20 protein-coding genes are annotated in these 16,730 nt (G+C 70.5%); 14 read left to right on the forward strand and 6 right to left on the reverse strand.

The window, feature by feature from the left end; translation table 11 throughout:
* On the forward strand, positions 1 to 295 hold a 295-nt coding region (locus ABZ810_RS42870; protein WP_358413056.1), incomplete at its 5' end, for a sigma-70 family RNA polymerase sigma factor.
* Positions 296 to 406: 111 nt separating this feature from the next.
* Here the strand turns inward: ABZ810_RS42870 and ABZ810_RS42875 are convergent.
* Positions 407 to 1,588, reverse strand: a complete 1,182-nt coding sequence (locus tag ABZ810_RS42875) for a zinc-dependent alcohol dehydrogenase (RefSeq protein WP_358413058.1) — start codon at positions 1,586 to 1,588, stop codon at positions 407 to 409.
* Between the two features lie 538 nt (positions 1,589 to 2,126).
* On the opposite strand from ABZ810_RS42875, the gene ABZ810_RS42880 reads away from it, so the two are divergent.
* The 9 genes from ABZ810_RS42880 (at position 2,127) to ABZ810_RS42920 (ending at position 9,584) form a co-directional block, all read left to right on the forward strand.
* The gene (locus tag ABZ810_RS42880; RefSeq protein ID WP_358413059.1) at positions 2,127 to 2,492 is read left to right on the forward strand and encodes a VOC family protein; all 366 of its coding nucleotides are present in this window, start codon (positions 2,127 to 2,129) and stop codon (positions 2,490 to 2,492) included.
* A 153-nt stretch (positions 2,493 to 2,645) separates the two neighbouring features.
* Positions 2,646 to 3,422 (forward strand): hypothetical protein, encoded by a 777-nt coding sequence (locus tag ABZ810_RS42885; protein ID WP_358413060.1) that lies wholly within the window; start codon positions 2,646 to 2,648, stop codon positions 3,420 to 3,422.
* 197 nt (positions 3,423 to 3,619) lie between these two features.
* A complete protein-coding gene (locus ABZ810_RS42890; protein ID WP_358413062.1) occupies positions 3,620 to 4,681 on the forward strand; it encodes a hypothetical protein in 1,062 nt (353 codons plus the stop codon).
* Positions 4,682 to 5,042: 361 nt separating this feature from the next.
* Positions 5,043 to 5,867 (forward strand): DUF899 family protein, encoded by an 825-nt coding sequence (locus ABZ810_RS42895; RefSeq protein ID WP_358413064.1) that lies wholly within the window; start codon positions 5,043 to 5,045, stop codon positions 5,865 to 5,867.
* Between the two features lie 216 nt (positions 5,868 to 6,083).
* Complete coding sequence (locus tag ABZ810_RS42900) at positions 6,084 to 6,506, forward strand: DUF6069 family protein (protein WP_358413066.1); 423 nt, start codon at positions 6,084 to 6,086, stop codon at positions 6,504 to 6,506.
* A gap of 20 nt (positions 6,507 to 6,526) precedes the next feature.
* Positions 6,527 to 6,880, forward strand: a complete 354-nt coding sequence (locus tag ABZ810_RS42905) for a YciI family protein (RefSeq protein ID WP_358413068.1) — start codon at positions 6,527 to 6,529, stop codon at positions 6,878 to 6,880.
* Positions 6,877 to 8,124 (forward strand): RNA polymerase sigma factor, encoded by a 1,248-nt coding sequence (locus ABZ810_RS42910; protein WP_358413070.1) that lies wholly within the window; start codon positions 6,877 to 6,879, stop codon positions 8,122 to 8,124. The genes ABZ810_RS42905 and ABZ810_RS42910 overlap by 4 nt, the downstream gene beginning before the upstream one ends.
* Before the next feature lie 151 nt (positions 8,125 to 8,275).
* Positions 8,276 to 8,866 (forward strand): dihydrofolate reductase family protein, encoded by a 591-nt coding sequence (locus tag ABZ810_RS42915; RefSeq protein WP_358413072.1) that lies wholly within the window; start codon positions 8,276 to 8,278, stop codon positions 8,864 to 8,866.
* Between the two features lie 436 nt (positions 8,867 to 9,302).
* Positions 9,303 to 9,584, forward strand: coding sequence for a DUF1905 domain-containing protein (locus tag ABZ810_RS42920; protein WP_358413074.1), 282 nt, complete (start codon positions 9,303 to 9,305; stop codon positions 9,582 to 9,584).
* On the opposite strand, the gene ABZ810_RS42925 is transcribed toward ABZ810_RS42920, so the two are convergent.
* Complete coding sequence (locus tag ABZ810_RS42925; protein WP_358413076.1) at positions 9,581 to 9,754, reverse strand: hypothetical protein; 174 nt, start codon at positions 9,752 to 9,754, stop codon at positions 9,581 to 9,583. The genes ABZ810_RS42920 and ABZ810_RS42925 overlap by 4 nt on opposite strands.
* A 26-nt stretch (positions 9,755 to 9,780) precedes the next feature.
* The gene (locus ABZ810_RS42930) at positions 9,781 to 10,467 is read right to left on the reverse strand and encodes a TVP38/TMEM64 family protein (protein WP_358413078.1); all 687 of its coding nucleotides are present in this window, start codon (positions 10,465 to 10,467) and stop codon (positions 9,781 to 9,783) included.
* 391 nt (positions 10,468 to 10,858) lie between these two features.
* Here ABZ810_RS42930 and ABZ810_RS42935 point away from each other — a divergent pair, with 391 nt between their 5' ends.
* From ABZ810_RS42935 to ABZ810_RS42950, 4 genes are all read left to right on the forward strand, one after another.
* The gene (locus ABZ810_RS42935; protein WP_358413080.1) at positions 10,859 to 11,587 is read left to right on the forward strand and encodes a hypothetical protein; all 729 of its coding nucleotides are present in this window, start codon (positions 10,859 to 10,861) and stop codon (positions 11,585 to 11,587) included.
* 1 nt (position 11,588) lies between these two features.
* A complete protein-coding gene (locus ABZ810_RS42940) occupies positions 11,589 to 12,029 on the forward strand; it encodes a phage holin family protein (protein WP_358413082.1) in 441 nt (146 codons plus the stop codon).
* Positions 12,005 to 12,670 (forward strand): DUF3618 domain-containing protein, encoded by a 666-nt coding sequence (locus ABZ810_RS42945; RefSeq protein WP_358413084.1) that lies wholly within the window; start codon positions 12,005 to 12,007, stop codon positions 12,668 to 12,670. Before ABZ810_RS42940 ends, ABZ810_RS42945 begins: the two co-directional genes overlap by 25 nt.
* Positions 12,671 to 12,841: 171 nt before the next feature.
* Positions 12,842 to 13,315, forward strand: a complete 474-nt coding sequence (locus ABZ810_RS42950; protein WP_358413086.1) for a hemerythrin domain-containing protein — start codon at positions 12,842 to 12,844, stop codon at positions 13,313 to 13,315.
* Positions 13,316 to 13,339: 24 nt separating this feature from the next.
* Here the strand turns inward: ABZ810_RS42950 and ABZ810_RS42955 are convergent, their stop codons facing one another.
* From ABZ810_RS42955 to ABZ810_RS42965, 3 genes are read right to left on the reverse strand one after another with little or no spacing between them, the layout of a single operon-like run.
* Entirely contained in the window at positions 13,340 to 15,127 is a 1,788-nt protein-coding gene (locus ABZ810_RS42955; RefSeq protein ID WP_358413088.1) for an FtsX-like permease family protein, read from the reverse strand.
* A 5-nt stretch (positions 15,128 to 15,132) separates the two neighbouring features.
* Complete coding sequence (locus tag ABZ810_RS42960; RefSeq protein WP_358413090.1) at positions 15,133 to 15,873, reverse strand: ABC transporter ATP-binding protein; 741 nt, start codon at positions 15,871 to 15,873, stop codon at positions 15,133 to 15,135.
* The gene (locus ABZ810_RS42965; protein WP_358413092.1) at positions 15,870 to 16,403 is read right to left on the reverse strand and encodes a PadR family transcriptional regulator; all 534 of its coding nucleotides are present in this window, start codon (positions 16,401 to 16,403) and stop codon (positions 15,870 to 15,872) included. The genes ABZ810_RS42960 and ABZ810_RS42965 overlap by 4 nt, the downstream gene beginning before the upstream one ends.
* Positions 16,404 to 16,730: the final 327 nt, after the last annotated feature.

The raw sequence follows: 16,730 nt of genomic DNA on the forward strand, positions 1-16,730 counted from the left end.
CTACCGCCCCTCCTCCCTCGACGTCCCGACCGGAGACGACGGAGACACCCAAACCCTGGGCGAAACCATCGCCGAACACGACCACGACCTCGAAAACGTGACGGACACAGAAGCCCTGCGACCACTCATGGCCGACCTGCCCGAACGGGAACTACGCATCCTGCACCTACGATTCTGGGGCAACCTCACCCAAGCCCAGATCGCCGACAAGATCGGCGTCTCCCAGATGCACGTGTCACGACTACTCAACCGCACCCTGACCCGACTCCGAAACCAACTGACCGAGCCGATCTGACCTCCGAACACCGCCGGCCGATCACCTGCCTCGGCGGGCTCGTGATCCCGAGACGTCGCGCCGGCCGCTCTCGCGGCCGGCGCGACGCGCATCCGCCTCAGCGCTTCCGCCTCAGGGGTTGAGCAGCACCTTGATGGCGCCGTCCTGCTTCTTCTGGAAGATCTCGTAGCCGTGGGGCGCCTGGTCGAGTGGCAGCCGGTGGGTCGCCAGATCCTCGACGCCGAGCGGGTCGGAGTCCTCGGTGACCAGGGGCAGCAGGTCGTCGATCCATCGTTTGACGTGCGCCTGGCCCATCCGCACCGTGATGCCCTTGTCGAACATCTGCAACATCGGCAGCGGGTCGGTCATGCCGCCGTACACACCGACGATCGAGATCGTCCCGCCGCGCCGCACGATCTCGATCGCGTCGTGCAGGGCCGCCAGCCGGTCCACACCCAGCCGCGACATCAGCGGGGCCGCCGCCCGGTCCGGAACGAACCCGGTGAGGGTGTGGGCCAGCTTGCCGAACGGCGAGCCGTGCGCCTCCATGCCGACCGCCTCGATCACCGAATCGGTCCCCCGGCCGTTGGTCATGTCACGGATCGCCTCAGGCACGTCGCCGGTACGAGCGGCGTCGACGACCTCGATGCCGTGCCTGCGGGCCATGTCCAGCCGTTCGGGCACCAGGTCGACACCGATGACCTTCCGGCCGCGGTGCTGGGCGATGCGGGCCGCCATCTGGCCGATGGGCCCGAGCCCGAGCACGGTCACGCTCCCGCCCTCCGGGATCTCGGCGAACTCCACCGCCTGCCACGCGGTGGGCAGAACGTCGGAGAGATAGAGGAAACGATCGTCGGGCGGCCCTTCCGGCACCTTGATCGGCCCGAACTGGGCCTGGGGCACCCGCAGGAACTCCGCCTGCCCGCCGGGGACCTCGCCGTACAACTTGGTGTAGCCGAACAGCGCGGCACCGGTGCCCTGCTCGCGCACCTGGGTCGTCTCGCACTGGGCGAACAGCTTCATGTCGCACATGTGGCAGTGACCGCAGGAGATGTTGAACGGGATCACGACCCGATCGCCGGGCGCGATGTGCGAGACGTCGGCACCGACCTCCTCGACGATGCCCATCGGCTCGTGCCCGAGCACGTCGCCCTCGCCGATGAACGGTCCCAGCACCTCGTACAGGTGCAGGTCCGATCCACAGATCGCGGTCGTGGTGATGCGCACGATCGCGTCCGTCGGTTCCTTGATCGCAGGGTCGGGGACCTCGTCCACCCGTACATCCCGCTTGCCGTGCCAGGTGACTGCCTTCATCGGATCCTTCCTCCTCACGACGGTGGCGGCGGAACGGGGTGCTCCGCCAGTGCCCGGGCGACGGCGACCAGATCGGCCGCCATGGCACGCCCCGTGGTGATCGACCAGCCGCGGCCTTCCTCGCGCCGGACTCCCCTTGTCGTAGCCGGCTCTTTGGTGGTCGGCGAGGTCGTGCCCTTACCCCCGCGACATCCCGCAAACAGTCCTTGCGCATTCTTTCCCCGCCCCGCGACAAGGTTTGGGGGCCTTTGCCCCCCGTGAGCTGGTGTTGTGGCACGAGGTTTGACGCTTCGGCGCACACGGACCGTTCGACGATCAGGCCGACCCCCGCAGCAACCAGCTCTGGCTGATGCGACACCGGCGGACGCCGACAGCGGCGGACGGCGTCCTCGGCCTCGCCTGACCGACCCGTTCACGCGAACGTTGACGCCGGCCGCCACCCACCGTTCAGCAGGACGCACCCATGCCGCCGCTGGTGCCGCGAAGAGCTTCTCCGTCATTTCCTAGACTCGAGTTCATGATCAGACTCGGATTCCCGGTGATCGGGGTGACCGATCTCCCTCGCGCCGTGGCGTTCTGGACGTCCGCCCTGGACCTGGTGGCCACGTCGGAGTGGGAGAGCCCGACCTGGAGGACGCTGAACCACCCGGACGGAACGGGTCGTGCGATGGCGCTGATGCGCAGTGAGTCGCCCGCGGAGGAACGCCCCCGTCTCCATCTCGACCTGCTGGTGGACACGACCGCCGAGCAGGAAGCCGAGGTCGAGCGACTGATCGGTCTTGGCGCGAAGGAACCCGGCTGGGACCTGTATCCACGGGGAGCGGACTTCGTCGTTCTGGCCGATCCGGACGGCAACCTCTTCTGCGTTGTGGATCTGAGCCGCGCCCCGTCCGGTTCGGCGTGAAGAACGCCGAAAGAGGTCACGGTCGGCCCGGCGTCCCCGGCTGTGCGGTGCACGTCCCGTCCCGTGCGTAGGGGATCGCGAGCCTGGGGACAACCGTCTCCGAGAGTGGGTTGGCTTCCGGACGCCGGTTCTCGGCGGCAGGGGAGGTCTGCGATGGATGTGCCGGGCCCCGCACCCGAGTTGGTCAAGGCCGCGCGTACACATCTGACCCGCCGGTTCGCGCGCGGGCTGGACGGGGTGCTGTGGGAGGAGAGCAAGCGGCCGATGTCCGACACCGACGCGGTGAGCCAACTGCTGGCAGCGGCCGCACGCGGTGAGGATCTGTCCGGGCCGGATGTGGCGGCCGCGTTGGTGGTGATGCAGGCCTGCCAACTGGACGCCGATCGTTTGGAGTATGAACTGTTCACCTTGGCCCAGGCCAAAGGCCTGGGGATGGAACAGATCGCGGCGGTGCTGGAGTTGCCCGGTCCCGGCCACGCCGAGGAACGGATGCGCTATCTGCAAGCGCGCCACCGGCTGCCGGTGGACCCGATCGCCGAGCCCGAGCTGGGCGGGGCCTCTGCTCACGCCCAGCGTGCGGCCGAGGCGAACATGCGCGCCGACCAAGCCGATCACCGGGTGCGGCAAATCGCTCAGCGGCGCCGCGAACTCGCCGAACGCGTGCACCGCGCGTCCGCCTCGGACCAGGCGCAGCGAACAGAGCAACACAGCGTCCAGGCCCGCGACCAGGCAGAGGACGCCACTCGCCATCTGGTCCTGGCCTACTTGCGTCTGGCCGAGGCCCATCACCGATCCGCCGCCGCGCTCGACGCCGCCGCCGCACGCGCCGACACCCACGACAACGGGCACGCCCTGGAACTCCAGCGGCAGGCCGACCAGCACCGCGCCCACGCCCAACAAGCGCAAGCACAAGCCGACAAGCTCGCCTAACCCACTCAGGCCAGAGACCGCCGTCCCTTCCGGCCAAAGGCGCGCGACCTTCGGCGCGCACTTGGCGCCCGTCTCCCCTGCTGCACGCTCGGCCTTGGATAGTTGCTGAGCTGCTGTGGCCTGCCGTAGCACGCCGTCGCGCAAATCTAGCCAGTGGACACTGGCATTGTTGTGGGCGGTGCTGGATAGTGCGTGCCATGAAACGTGCGATCGTTCTGTGCGCGGCCGCTGTCGTGGGCGTCGCACTCATCCCTGCTCCCGCCCGGGCGGTCACCACGACCACGGTGCCGCTGCCGTTCCTGTGGCCCACCTCCGCTCTGACCGACGTGGAGGCCGACTCGCCCTCGGATGTGTGGGTCACCGGCATCCAGGGCGCCTACTGCCTGAAACTTCCCTGGGACCTGGGTTGCCGCGTTGGCTCGTCCGGCAACCCGGTGATCCGGCGGTGGACGGGTTCGTCGTGGCGCGAATACCCGCAGCCGGACTGGTCCTCCGAGGGCGGCGGCGTCATCTCCATCACCACCAGCGGAGGCGAGGTGTGGGCGACCGGACGGTTCGATCACAGCTACCGGCGCATCGCCCGATTCGATGGGACCGCGTTCCAGGACGTAGCGCTCCCCGCGCCCGCGGTCGGCTTTGTGCACACCGGTCCGGCGGGAACGTGGACCGCGCCAACCGATCCCGGGAGCCAGGCCGTCTTCCGCTGGTCGGGAACCGCCTGGGCGCACATGCCGGTCCCCGCCGGCCTGTGGAAGGTCACGGGCGTGTCGTCGACGCAGGCGGACGAGGCGTTCGCGGTCGGTCTGCGCGCGCCGCAGACGCCGGCCGTGGGCAGGGCCGCGCTGGCCAGATGGGACGGCACCTCCTGGCACGACATCGCGCTCCCCGAGGCCGTAGGACAGTTTCGGCCCAGTGAAGTCGCTGCGGCAGGACCCGGCGAAGCCTGGATGCTGGCGGAGGAGAACGGCCTGGCCCAATACAAGGGCGGCGAATGGCGGCTGGTGGGCCGCCCACCGAACGGATGGAGCCCGATAGGTCTTCACCTTGATGGAACGGGCGCGCCGGTGGTGGTGGCGGCCGGGCGCGGCACCGGCCCAGAATTCGGCGCCGTCTACCGCTATTCGGCCGGCTCGTGGCAGAAGCTGGCAGACGGTTCGGCCACCGTCTTCAGAGCGGTGTCCCATGTTCCCGGCACCGCCACTCTGTGGGCCGTCGGCGCCCGCGACGACAACGCCACCGCCGTCACGATCGAGCCCTGACCTCAGCTGACCCGGCCACGGTGGACGACGAGATCGGCGTCTACCGGCCCGGCAACCGCACCTTTTACCGCAGGTGAACCAAGCGCCGTAGCCGTCGCCGCGGAGCTCGCTCTCGGGAATTGTGAGCAGATCTGGCCAAGTGCCGACTCAGCCGTGCTGGCTCGCGCCATCAGCGACACACTATTGCTGGGCGGTCCACGAAACTGTGGCTGTTCTCCGATCACGCCGACCAGGTAAGGCGGGTCGGCGGCCGTTGGGTCGTAGCCGGTCGCCAAGCCCGCCGGCCGATCATCCGGAGTCATTGTGGGAACCGCGCGGAAACGGACGTCTGCATGGGAGTCGACGAGCAAGGGATTTCATCATGACCGATCAGCCCGGCGTACCCCACGTCTCAGCGATAGGCGACGCGGCCGTGCCGCCGGTCGCCGACCGGGCCGCGTTCCAGGCCGAACTGGACCGGCTGCGGATACGGGAGAAGGCCCATACCCGCGAGGGTGACGCGATCGCCGCCGCCCGCCGCCGCCTCCCGATGGTCGAGATCGACCCGCGGACTCCGCTGTCCGGAGCGGACGGCCCGGTCCCGTTGATCGACATCTTCGATGGCCGATCCCAGCTGATCGCCTACTTCCACATGTGGCACACGGGTCGGCCCGCCGCGGAGCAGTGCGAGGGCTGCACCTTCAACACCTCCCACGTCACCGAGCCGGCCTACCTGCATTCACGCGACGTCAGCTACGCGGTCCTCGCCGAGGGACCCTACGAGGAGGCCGCGCGGTACCGCGAGTTCATGGGCTACCCCGTTCCCTGGTACGCGGTGCCGCCGGCTTCGGTGGACCGGCTGATCGCGGACCGGTACTTCGGCATCCTGGTCTGCTATCTCCGGCGCGGTGATCAGGTCTACGAGACCTACTGGACCACCGGCCGCGGCAACGAGGCGATGGCGCCGTCGTATGGACTGCTGGATCGAACCGTCTACGGCCGGCAGGAGCTCTGGGAGGACTCCCCCGAAGGCTGGCCGCAGCGCTGGGGATCCCAAGGCGGCCAGTTCCAACTGGACGGCCGCCCCGCGGCCCAGTGGCCACGGATCCGGGCCGGACGCGACGACGACCTCGGCGCGATGCCGGACGGATGGACCGCGTGCTCCTGCCCCCTGCACACTGGGCCGCCCCCAGGGGCGACGGATTGATGGCACCTCGTCGCGGGGACAGCCGCATCGGGCCGTCTCGGTCGGCGGCAGTTCTGGAAAGACCCGTCCGGATGAGTAGGGCTGGGCGGCTCGCCGGGACCTGGGCGGGAACGTCCTCTAGTTTTTCTCAGGTGGTGTGTCGAATGGCGTCGAGCGCGTTCGTAGCCAGGGTGAGAGGCCGGTAACGAGCCGGTCGCCGCTCACCGGAGGTTCACGATGTCCGTCACCACCACCGCCACCGCCACCGCCGCTGCCCCTGCCGCCACCGTGAAGCCGCTGATCGCCAACGGCCTGATCGCGACGGTTGCCGCGGCTGCGGCGACCGCGGCCGTCGCCGCGGCGGGCGAGCTCGCCGGGATCAGCCTCGCTGTCGCCGGCAAGCCGATCCCGCTGTCCGGGTTCGCCACGCTGACCGCCATCTTCTCCGTGATGGGCCTGGGGCTGGCCCTGGTGCTGGCCCGCACGGCCCGCCGTCCGCGCACGGCGTTCGTCCGCACCACGCTCGTGCTCACCGCGTTGTCGCTGGTGCCCGATGTGCTCGCGGACGCGGCCGTGACCACCAAGATGTTGCTGATGCTGACCCACCTGGTCGCCGCCGCGATCGTGATCCCGGCGATCGCCCGCCGCCTGTCCGCCTGATCCCTCCAAGGAGTTCACCAATGAAGAAGTACCTGTTGGCCGTTCAGCTGGACGAGACCCAGACGCCCTCTGATGAGGAGACGCGGGAGCAGATGGCGCGGACGTCCAGGGTCACCGAGGAGATGCAGGCCGCGGGTTCGTGGGTGTTCGCCGGGGGCCTGTTGTCCTCGCACGCTTCCACGGTCGTTCGTCCCGGCAAGGGCACGGCGACGATGACCGACGGGCCGTTCGCCGAGACCAAGGAGCAGCTCGGCGGGTTCTGGGTGATCGAGTGCGAGGACCTGGACCAGGCGCTGGCGTGGGCGGAGAAGTGCGCGCTGGCGTGCGGGGAGCCGATCGAGGTGCGCCCGTTCCAGGACGCGCAGTGGAAGTGAGCACGAACGGCCCGGGCGGGGTGGACCTGGACGGGATCTACCGGGCGGAGTACGGCCGGTGCGTGGCCACCCTGACGCGCATCCTCGGCGACATCGGCCTCGCCGAGGAAGCCGTGCAGGACGCGTTCGCGATCGCCGTCCACAAATGGGACCAGGCACTGCCGCCCAATCCCGGCGCGTGGATCGTCACCACCGCCCGCAACCGGGCGATCGACCGCCTGCGCCGCGAATCCACCCGCCAAGCCCGCCACGCCCAGGCACTGCTACTGCACCAGCCAGACGAACCCAAGGAGGTGGGACCGGTGCGCGACGACCAGCTCCGCATGATCTTCACCTGCTGCCACCCGGCCTTGTCGCCGCTCGCGCAGACCGCGCTCACGCTGCGCCTCATCGGCGGGCTGGAGGTGGGGGAGATCGCGCGCGCCTACGTGGTGCCGGAGGCGACCATCTTCCAGCGGATCGTCCGCGCCAAGAAGAAGATCCGCGACGCGGGCATCCCCTACCGGATCCCCGGCGCCGCCCAGCTCCCCGACCGGCTGCCGCCGGTGCTCACCGTCCTCTACCTGGTCTTCAACGAGGGATACACCTCCACGTCGGGCGAGCTGCTGCGGACCGATTTGTGCCTGGAGGCCGTCCGCCTGGCCAGGGTGCTGGCCGAGCTGATGCCCGACGAGCCGGAGGCCGTCGGACTGCTCGCGCTGCTCCTGCTCGTCGAGGCCCGGCGACCCGCACGGGTGGGGCCTTCGGGTGAGCTGGTGCTGTTGCCCGAGCAGGACCGGTCGTTGTGGAACCGCGAGCTGATCGCCGAGGGGCATGAGCTGGTCCGGCGCTGCCTGCGCCGCAACCAGCCGGGCCCCTACCAGCTCCAGGCGGCGATCAACGCCGTGCACACCGACGGCCCGGCAACCGACTGGACGCAGGTGCTGGGGCTCTACGACCAGTTGCTCCAGCACACCCCGACACCGATCGTCGCCCTCAACCGCGCCGTCGCGGTCGCCGAGGTGCACGGGCCGGCACAGGCGCTGGCCGCCGTCGACGAACTCGACCTCCCCGGCTACCACCTGCTCCCCGCCACCCGCGCCGACCTGCTCACCCGCCTGGGCCGCACCGCCGAGGCCGTCACCGCCTACGACGAGGCGATCACCCTGGCCACCAACGACACCGAACGCGCCTTCCTGGAGACACGACGCGCACGACTCGTCCAAGACCAGCCAACGAAAAGCGAACCACCCACACAAGACTGACGATCACCATGCGGGCCAGCGGCCGCTCGGCCGTTTCCGGCAGCCGGAGGATCCGGAGGCGTCCGGACTCCAGACGGACGAGGGCGATAGGCCCCGCCGTGGTCGACCGGTCCGAATCCCCACCGCGATCGACACACTCAAGGAGTGCATCATGACCGCTACCTATACGTTCGACGTCTTCTCCAGCCTCGACGGCTTCGGTGCCCACAACGGCGACTGGGGCGGCGAATCGGGCGGCTACTGGGGCAAGCAGGGCCCCGAGTTCCTCGACCGCCGTCTCGCCCTGTACGACCAGGAGCAGCGGATGGTCTTCGGAGCCACCACGATCCGGGCGCACGCGCAGATACTTGCCTCCAGCACGGAGGAGTCCGAGTCCCGTGACCCATGGGTCACCCGGATGAGGGACCTGCCGGCAACGGTGGTGTCGTCCACGCTCCAAGGATCCCTCGACTGGCCGGACGCGACCATCGTGAGCGGCGACGCCGTCGACATCGTCGCCCGGCTCAAGCAGGAGTCCAAGGTGCCGTTGCGCTCGCACGGCAGCCTGTCACTGAACCGGGCCCTGATGGCCGCCGGCCTGGTCGACCTCGTCCAGGTGACCATCTTCCCCGTGATCAACGGCCGGACCGGGCTGGACCCGATCTTCCAAGGCGCCGCCGACTTCGACCTCGAACTGATCGAGCACAGGACCCTCGACGGCCACACCCAGGAACTCACCTACCGGCCCACCCTGCACGCCTGAGCCGTGACCGTGCAGCACTGAGTGTCGCTGAATCTGCAGCGATGTTCATCGTGTCCGATCAGTCCGCAAGGCGGGCGTTCGGTCCCTTCAGCGCGACCGCCCAGGGCGATGAGTTTTCCTGGCCGGGCGGGTCCTATGGGGTGAGGACCACGATGAGGAGGCCCCATAGGCGAGCACCCAAGAACACTGGAGCGAGGACGATCGGCGCCCCCGAGGCGCCGGCCTCCCTGGCGCTGATCTGGGCGAGCGGGGAAATCCGGCCGGTGTCGAGACGGGCATCAGGCCCATCCCACCAGCCGCCGGCGCCCCGGGCCGACGCGGGCGTCGACATCGACGTCCTGCCCCCTTGGGAACGGGATTCCGCCCATGTTTCGCCCTCCGTGACCCGGACGACAACCACCTAGAGATCATTTAAGAGCACGGGAAAGGCAGAGCGATGACCGACACCAAACTCGACAAGGAGTTCACCGCCACGCTCCTGCGGAGCCCGAACAAGGGCGGATGGACGTATGTGGTGATGCCCGGCTCGGCCGAGTACTTCGGCACGCGCGGGCTGGTCAAGATCCGCGGAACGATCGACGGCCATCCTTTCCGCAGCTCGTTCATGGCACTCGGTGACGGCACCCACAAGCTGCCGGTCAAGGCCGACGTCCGGCGACTACTCGGGAAGGGACCCGGCGACACGGTGACCGTCCGGCTCGAGGAGCGGCTTGCCTAGCCGCACAGCGCGGCAGGAACGCCCCTCGGGGACGCGCTCTCGGTCAGGCCCAGGTAGCGGCCGACCAGGTTGAGCACCGCACACAGCGCACCGGCCATCTCGTCGTCGCTGTCGGCGGGCGGGGGCGTGCAGTGCAACGACCTCTGCGCACCGACCCACACTGATCGCACCCGACCGCCACCAGCGGAGTGAGCGGTCACCCCTCCCCTGGTCTGTCCGCATCGTTGGAGCCGGACGGCTCCGAGGTCGCGGCGGACCTGGCGGTGCGGGAGCGGACGAGGCGGGACGCCCACCAGCCGGCGCCGCTCAGGACCACAAGCCCCACCGGCGCGATCCACACCAAGGGAGAGCCAGGCTCTCGTAGGGCATTTCCGAGCCCGGTGTACACGAGCGTGCCTGGCACGATCCCGAGCGCGGTGCCTGCCATGTAGGGAGCGAACCGCACCCCGGCCACCCCGGCTCCGTAGTTGACCGCGCCGAACGGGAACAGCGACACCATGCGCAGCACCAGGATCGACTCGAAACCGCGGCGCGACAGAGTCGCCTCCAGCCGCGCGAGCCGGCCCGACCCGGTGTACCGGGCCACCGCGGGACGTCCCAGGAGCCGGGCCAGGCCGAACGAGAGCGCCGCGCCCGCGGTCGCCCCGACGAACACCGCCGCCGAACCCACGGCGACACCGAAAAGGGCCCCGGCGGACGCGTTCAGCACCGAACCGGGAATCAGCGCCGACACCGCCAGCGCGTAACACACCATGAAGACCAGCGGACCCCAGTAGCCGAGCGAGTCGACCCAGCCGGTGATGCCCTCCCAGAGGTCGCCGCCGCCCAGCGCCATCGTCACGCCGAGCCCGAGCAGCACCCCGGCGAAAGCCAGCGACTTCACAAGGGTCCCGCGCGACGGCCTCGTCCCTCCAGCTTGAAGAGGCCCATCGTCCGGCAGTGCGGACGGGACCGGGGCGGCCTCACCGGGACGGCCACTCATGCCTACTCCTTGGCGGGTCGGTCGGTGGGGCGTGACCAACCGTCGACGCCAGGAACCCTTCTGTTGTGACCGTACTGCCTGTACCGAAATCCGGACCAAAGGGGGGAGTGCCGTCGGCACCAGAGCAGAACCCGGGTCGCCACCTGGACGTGGGGCGGGGCGCCGGCCCGCTCGTCCATCTCCGCATGACCGTAAATGCCGCCAGCAGAAAGAGGCGGCATGTTCGCGGCATGGAGTAGGCCGCCCCGGGTAACGGCGGCTCCCCAGCGAGAAGCCTCGTGAAGGAGCACCAATGGAACCGGATCACGATCCAGCGGCCCGCCAGGGCGGGACGAGCACCGGTCAAGAGACCGGGCAAGCAGTCAAGGAGGAGGCCACGGCCACTGCCCAGCGCGGACGGCAGGGCGCCGGTGAGGTGGCAGGCACCGCGCAGCAGCAGGCCCGCAGGGTGGCCGGGGAGACCCAGGCACAGGCTCGGCAGGTGGCCGATCAGGTGCGGAACAGGATCGGCGCGGAGGCCCAGACTCAGACCCAGCGCGCATCCCAGTCGCTGCGGCAGTGGGCCGAGGAAGTGGGCTCGATGGCCGAGTCGGCCAAGCCCGACTCCCCGGTCCGCGATGCCACCCGCCAGGTCGCCGACGGCGGCCGGCGCGCGGCCGACTATCTGGACCAGCGTGGCATGTCAGGACTGCTCGAGGAGGTTCAGCAGTTCGCACGCAGGCGGCCGGGCACGTTCCTGGCCGGAGCCGTGGTGGCGGGTTTCGTGGCCGGCCGAATGGCCAAGGCGACCCGCGCCGACCAGCAAATGGAGCAACAGCACGACCAGGACGTCCAATACCGGGAGACCGGATACGAGGAAACCGGACTCCAGGAGCCCGAGTACCGCGAGACCGGATACCAGCAGACCGGATACCAGGAAGCAGGGCGGCCGCAGCCGGGAGGCGCGCCTGCGGCCGATTCCTATCCGCCGATGCCCCCTGCAGGTCCCGCCCCGCAGCCGCCCGCAGGCGGGGTGAGCTGAGATGCCCGCGGACGCTCGCTCGCCGCGATCGCGGCCCGGCGCGCCCCCGCCGGAATCGCCGCAGGAGGAGCCCTCCCTGGGCCAACTGGTCAGCGAGGTGACCAGTGATGTGCAGCAACTGTTCCGCAAGGAACTGGAACTGGCCAAGGCCGAGCTGCGCCAGGAAGTGGCCAAAACCGGCAAGGCGGCCGGGATGCTCGGCGGGGCCGGGTTCGCCGGCTTCATGGTCGCGGTGCTGGCGTCGCTGGCGGCGGTGTTCGGGCTGGACGCGGTCATGCCCCTGGGCTGGGCCGCGCTGGTGATCGCCGCAGCGTGGGCGGCGGCCGGGGCGGTGCTGTACGTGCTGGGCCGAAAGCGGCTGCGCAGCGTATCGCCGGTGCCCGAACGAACAGTGGAAACGTTGAAGGAGGACGCGCAATGGGCTCGACACCCGACGAAATAAGGACCGAGATCGAACGGACCCGGGCCGGGCTGGCCGGCGATGTCGACCAGCTGGTGGACCGCACCAGCCCCCGCCGCATCGCGCGGCGCCGTACCGCGCGGGTCCGCGGAGCGTTCCAGAACGCCCGTACCAGGGTGATGGGTGCCTCCGGCTCGGCCGCGAAGCACACCCAGGAGACCGGCCGGCAGACCGCCGACAGCGTCCGGGACAAGGCCGGGCACGCGGCCCAGGCGACGCGTGAGGGCGCCGGGCAAGCGGTGGAGGCCGCCAGGTCCACGCCGAGCCAGGTGGCGCGGCAGACGGAAGGCAACCCGCTGGCCGCCGGGATGATCGCGTTCGGGGCCGGGCTGCTGGCCGCCACGCTCATCCCGACGTCCCGGACCGAGCAAGAGGTCGCCGGACAGCTCACCGACCACGCAGCGGACGCGATGGAGCCGGTGAAGCAGTCGATGACGGAGTCGGCCCGGCGGGTCGGCGAAGAAACCAGGTCAGCCGGCCGGGACGCGGCCGAACAGGTCAAGACCACCGCGGCCCAGGCCGCTCAGGCCACCGGCGACGAGGCTCGCGGCCAGGCCCGGCAGGTCCAGGCCCAGGCCCGCGACTCGGCCCGATCAGTCAGAGAACAACGCGACGAGATGTGACGGCGACCGACACGAGAGGCGGTCCACCAATGCCGCAGCGCCCGACGCCAACGGTTTCAGCCGGCGGCGCCGGGCGCCGGCACGGTTTGCGGATACCACGCCGGTGTCGGAATGACGAGCGCAATCGGGGGATGTGCGGCCGCAGGCCGGAATCGATGACCAGGAGGGCGAATGGACGCCATCGTTTTGCTGAAGGATGACCACAAGACCGTGGAACGGCTCTTCAAGAAGTTCGAAGAGGCCGGGGACAACGCGCTCAAGACCAAGCGGAAGCTGGTCGATCAGATCATCGAAGAGCTGACCGTCCACGCGTACATCGAGGAACAGCTCTTCTACCCGGCCGCCCGCGAGGCCGCGCCGGATACCAAGGATCACGTGCTCGAGAGCCTGGAGGAACACCACGTCGTGGTGTGGATGCTCTCAGAGCTCATCCATCTGAACCCCAAGGACGAACGATTCGACGCAAAGGTCACCGTGCTCATCGAGAACGTGCGCCATCACGTCAAGGAAGAAGAGAAGGACTGGTTCCCCGAAGTGCGTAAGGCCATGGGACGCAAGGCCCTTCAGGAACTGGGCGAGCAGATGGACGCCGCAAAGTCCGAAGCGCCGAAGGACCCCCTTGCCAACCTGAGCGCGACCCAATGACCACGGCCCGGACGACGCCGGTGCTCACGCCCCTTCGACGCTGAGGGTCCGCGCGATGGACCGGCGGGCCGCGAGGCGCGCGGGCAGGGCGGTCAGCGCCGCCGTCGCCAAGGGAGCGGCGAGTGCCGGGACGAACAGCGTCCAGGTGGGAGGAATGGCGACGTTCGGAGGGGAGAAGAGCAGCACCAGGAACATCCCCGAGGGGACGCCGACGACGGCGCCGGGCAGGGTCGGGAGGAGTTGCGCGGCGGACAGTCCGGCCGTGATCTGCCCAGGGGTCGCGCCGAGCGTGCGCGCGATGGCCATGACGGGCCGGGCCTCCAGCGCGGTCGTCCAGGTGATCGTGACGATGTTCACCGCGGCGAGCACGGCCAGCGCGACGGTGATGGCCAGCAGCACGCGGTGGCCCTGTTCCCTCTGCACATTGCCCAGGTGGGACGAGCCCAGGCCGTAGTCGAAGCGGGACTGGACGCGGGCCACCAGCAGCGCCGTGGCGCCGATCACCATGACCGCGATGCTCAACGCGTGCAAGACCGCGCGGCCGGGCCGGCGGGCGATCAGGCGGAGTGCGAGCAGCAGCGAGGTCGGCAGCAGCGCCGACATGCCGTTCAGCCAGGCCCGGTGGCCGGGCCGGCGGGCGCCGTCGGCGAGCGCGGTGACGGTTTCGGTGCGCAGGGCGCGCCGGGTGGGACCGAGAGTGGTGAGGACCGCCACGGCCAGGGCGAGGAACGTCGTGGCGGCGATGGTGTCACCGGTCGGGCCCGCGGCGTTGGACAGCAGGCTCGCGGTCGGGTTGGCCAGGCCGGGCGCGGCCAGCCGGGCGATCGTCAGCCCCAGCACGTCGGCGATCAGCGCCAGCGTCAGGTACTCGCCGAGCAGGACGGCGGCGATGAGGCCGGGCGTGGCGCCGACGGCCTTGAGCAGCCCGACCCGGCGGGTCTGCTTGGTGGCGCGTCCCGCCGCCAGCGTGGCCACCCCGCCGACGGCGAGCAAGGCGAGCAGCCAACTGCCGACGACCAGGACCGGCTGGCTCTGCCGGAGTATGCGCGCGCCCCGCTCGCCCATGTCCTGCCAGGTGACGAAGTTCGTCGAGTGCTCCTCACTGAATTGACGGCGGGACTGGACGAACTCCTGAGCGGCGCTGGGGTCCCGCAGTTTCAGGTAAAGCAGGGAGGTCACCGGAAGGTCGGCGGCCGCCAGCGCCCGGGCGTCGGCCCCGCTCAACCAGACCAGGCCGCTGTAGTCGCTCGGACCGCCGCCCGGGCCTATCATCTGCGCCCCCGGATAGATGGAGTGCCCCGCGGTCACGGCGATCCCGGCGACGGGAAGCGAGCGGCCGGCGACGGTGACGCGGTCCCCGACCCGGACGCCGAGGGCGGTGGCGAAGCCGCGTTCGACCACCACACCGCCGGGACGCACCCAGGTGCCCGAGGTGACCAGCGGGCGATCGATCGGGCCCGGCGCCGCGTCGGCGCCCTGCACCACCGCGGCCGACGTCAGGCCGTGCGCCGTCACGGTCGTGTGGTACTCGCGGTACGGCCCGCTATGGGCGGTGACCTCAGGCGCCTGTGCCAGCGATGTCAGGGCCGAGGTCGTGGCCCGGTCGCCGTCAGGGGTGAGCGCCACCACGTCGGGTCCGGCCGTGGCCGCGCGGGTCTGCAGGTAGAGCGCGTCGGTCGCGCCGCGCAGCGACATGCCCAGGGACAGGGTGGCGGTGGCGGTGGTGATCGCCAGCAGCATCATCGCGGCCTGGGCGGGATGACTGCGCACGTCCGCCACGACGAGACGGAACACCAGCAGGATGCGGCCCACGCGGCTCACTCCCCCAACCCGAACATGTCCCCGAGTCCTCCGGCGGCCTGGGCCGCCAGCCGGGTGTCGTCGACGCACGTCCCGTCGCGCATCGAGACGACCCGGTCCGCGGTCGCCGCGACCCGCTCGTCGTGCGTGACGATCACCAGGGTCTGCCCGGCGGCGCGCAGCTCCTCGAAGACCCTCAGCACGTCGAGCGTCGCCGCGGTATCCAGGTTCCCCGTCGGCTCGTCGGCCAGCAGCACCAGCGGGTCGTTGGCCATGGCACGGGCGATGGCCACCCGCTGCCGCTGCCCTCCCGACAGCTCCCACGGCAGGTGCCGGGCACGGTCGGCGAGCCCGACTCGCTCCAGCAGCGTGGCCGCGCGGCGCCTGGCCGCGCGCGGCGAACGGCCGGCCAGCAGCACGGGCAGCTCCACGTTCTCCCTCGCCGACAGCTCCTCCACGAGGTGGAAGGCCTGAAAGACGAAACCGACCGACCGTCGCCGGAGACGGGCCAGCGCCCGCTCGTTCAGGGTGTCGATCCGCCGGCCGGCCAGCCACACCTCCCCACGGCTGGGCCGCTCCAGCCCGCCCAGCAGATGCAGGAGCGTGGACTTCCCGCATCCGCTGGGCCCCGTCACCGCCAGCATCTGTCCCGCCGGTACGTCCAGGTCGATCTCGTCGACCGCCCGGACCAGCCCCTGCCCCTGGCCGTGCTCCTTGCACAGGCCGCGAACCTGCAGCACCGCGCCGAACTCGTTCATGTGTCCTCGGATTCGTTCTCGACCTTCGACCAGACCCGCTCGCACGCCTCCAACCAGCGCAGGTCGGCCTGCAGCCGCAGCGCGATGCCCTCCAGCAGCAGGCCGGCGGTCGAGCCGTCCGGCTCCGCCAGCAGCGCGCGCTGCGCCTCGCCGAGCCGCCGCATCAGCTCGCGGCGCTGCGCGTCCACCAACTCCACCGGATCGGCGAGCCGGCCCGCGGCCGCGGCGGCGAGCTTGAGGTGGAACTCCGCCAGGTTCGGCTTCGGCCAGCTCACCTCGCTCAGCCAGGCGGCCACCCGCCGCTGCCCTGCCGGCGTCAGCGCGTACACCTTGCGGTCCGGCCGGTCCGGCAGCCCCTCGGCGCGTTCGGACGCGACCAGACCCGCCTTCTCCAGCCGGGTCAGGGTCACGTAGACCTGCCCCGCGTTCATCGACTCCCCGAGCGGCCCGAGGGCCTTGCGGAGCCGCTCGCGCAGGAGGTACCCGTGCGACGGTTCCTTCGCGAGCATCGCCAGCACCGCGTCCTGCATGCACCACCCCTAACGGCTAGCCAAATGAATAGCGGTTAGCGATCAAGGACGTCAAGCAGAAGCCGCCGACCGTAAGGTCCGGCGGCCGGCACGGCACCGGACCCGACGCGGCGGAGAGAAGACGAGGCCGGAGGCCGGCCCGCGGCCGGGCGTGGACGGCTCAGCCGAAGCCCTCGCCCTGACCGTTCCCGCGACCGCCGCGCCGGCAGTTTCCGTCACCTGCCTCGACGGGCAGTCGTGCCCGTCGTGCGCCGAACGGGTCCAGGGGACGACTCAGACCGATGAGGACCTGCGGGTACTCGAGCCATGGGAGGCGCGATCAAACCG

Source organism: Spirillospora sp. NPDC047279 (assembly GCF_040643285.1).
Lineage (GTDB): Bacteria > Actinomycetota > Actinomycetes > Streptosporangiales > Streptosporangiaceae > Spirillospora.

Coding starts and splice junctions, on each gene's coding strand:
- ABZ810_RS42915 (WP_358413072.1), top strand. CDS start 8,276: ATGACCGCTACCTATACGTTCGACGTCTTCTCCAGCCTCGACGGCTTC.
- ABZ810_RS42965 (WP_358413092.1), bottom strand. CDS start 16,403: ATGCAGGACGCGGTGCTGGCGATGCTCGCGAAGGAACCGTCGCACGGG.
- ABZ810_RS42935 (WP_358413080.1), top strand. CDS start 10,859: ATGGAACCGGATCACGATCCAGCGGCCCGCCAGGGCGGGACGAGCACC.
- ABZ810_RS42945 (WP_358413084.1), top strand. CDS start 12,005: ATGGGCTCGACACCCGACGAAATAAGGACCGAGATCGAACGGACCCGG.
- ABZ810_RS42905 (WP_358413068.1), top strand. CDS start 6,527: ATGAAGAAGTACCTGTTGGCCGTTCAGCTGGACGAGACCCAGACGCCC.
- ABZ810_RS42960 (WP_358413090.1), bottom strand. CDS start 15,873: ATGAACGAGTTCGGCGCGGTGCTGCAGGTTCGCGGCCTGTGCAAGGAG.
- ABZ810_RS42875 (WP_358413058.1), bottom strand. CDS start 1,588: ATGAAGGCAGTCACCTGGCACGGCAAGCGGGATGTACGGGTGGACGAG.
- ABZ810_RS42890 (WP_358413062.1), top strand. CDS start 3,620: ATGAAACGTGCGATCGTTCTGTGCGCGGCCGCTGTCGTGGGCGTCGCA.
- ABZ810_RS42940 (WP_358413082.1), top strand. CDS start 11,589: ATGCCCGCGGACGCTCGCTCGCCGCGATCGCGGCCCGGCGCGCCCCCG.
- ABZ810_RS42900 (WP_358413066.1), top strand. CDS start 6,084: ATGTCCGTCACCACCACCGCCACCGCCACCGCCGCTGCCCCTGCCGCC.
- ABZ810_RS42885 (WP_358413060.1), top strand. CDS start 2,646: ATGGATGTGCCGGGCCCCGCACCCGAGTTGGTCAAGGCCGCGCGTACA.
- ABZ810_RS42895 (WP_358413064.1), top strand. CDS start 5,043: ATGACCGATCAGCCCGGCGTACCCCACGTCTCAGCGATAGGCGACGCG.
- ABZ810_RS42950 (WP_358413086.1), top strand. CDS start 12,842: ATGGACGCCATCGTTTTGCTGAAGGATGACCACAAGACCGTGGAACGG.
- ABZ810_RS42920 (WP_358413074.1), top strand. CDS start 9,303: ATGACCGACACCAAACTCGACAAGGAGTTCACCGCCACGCTCCTGCGG.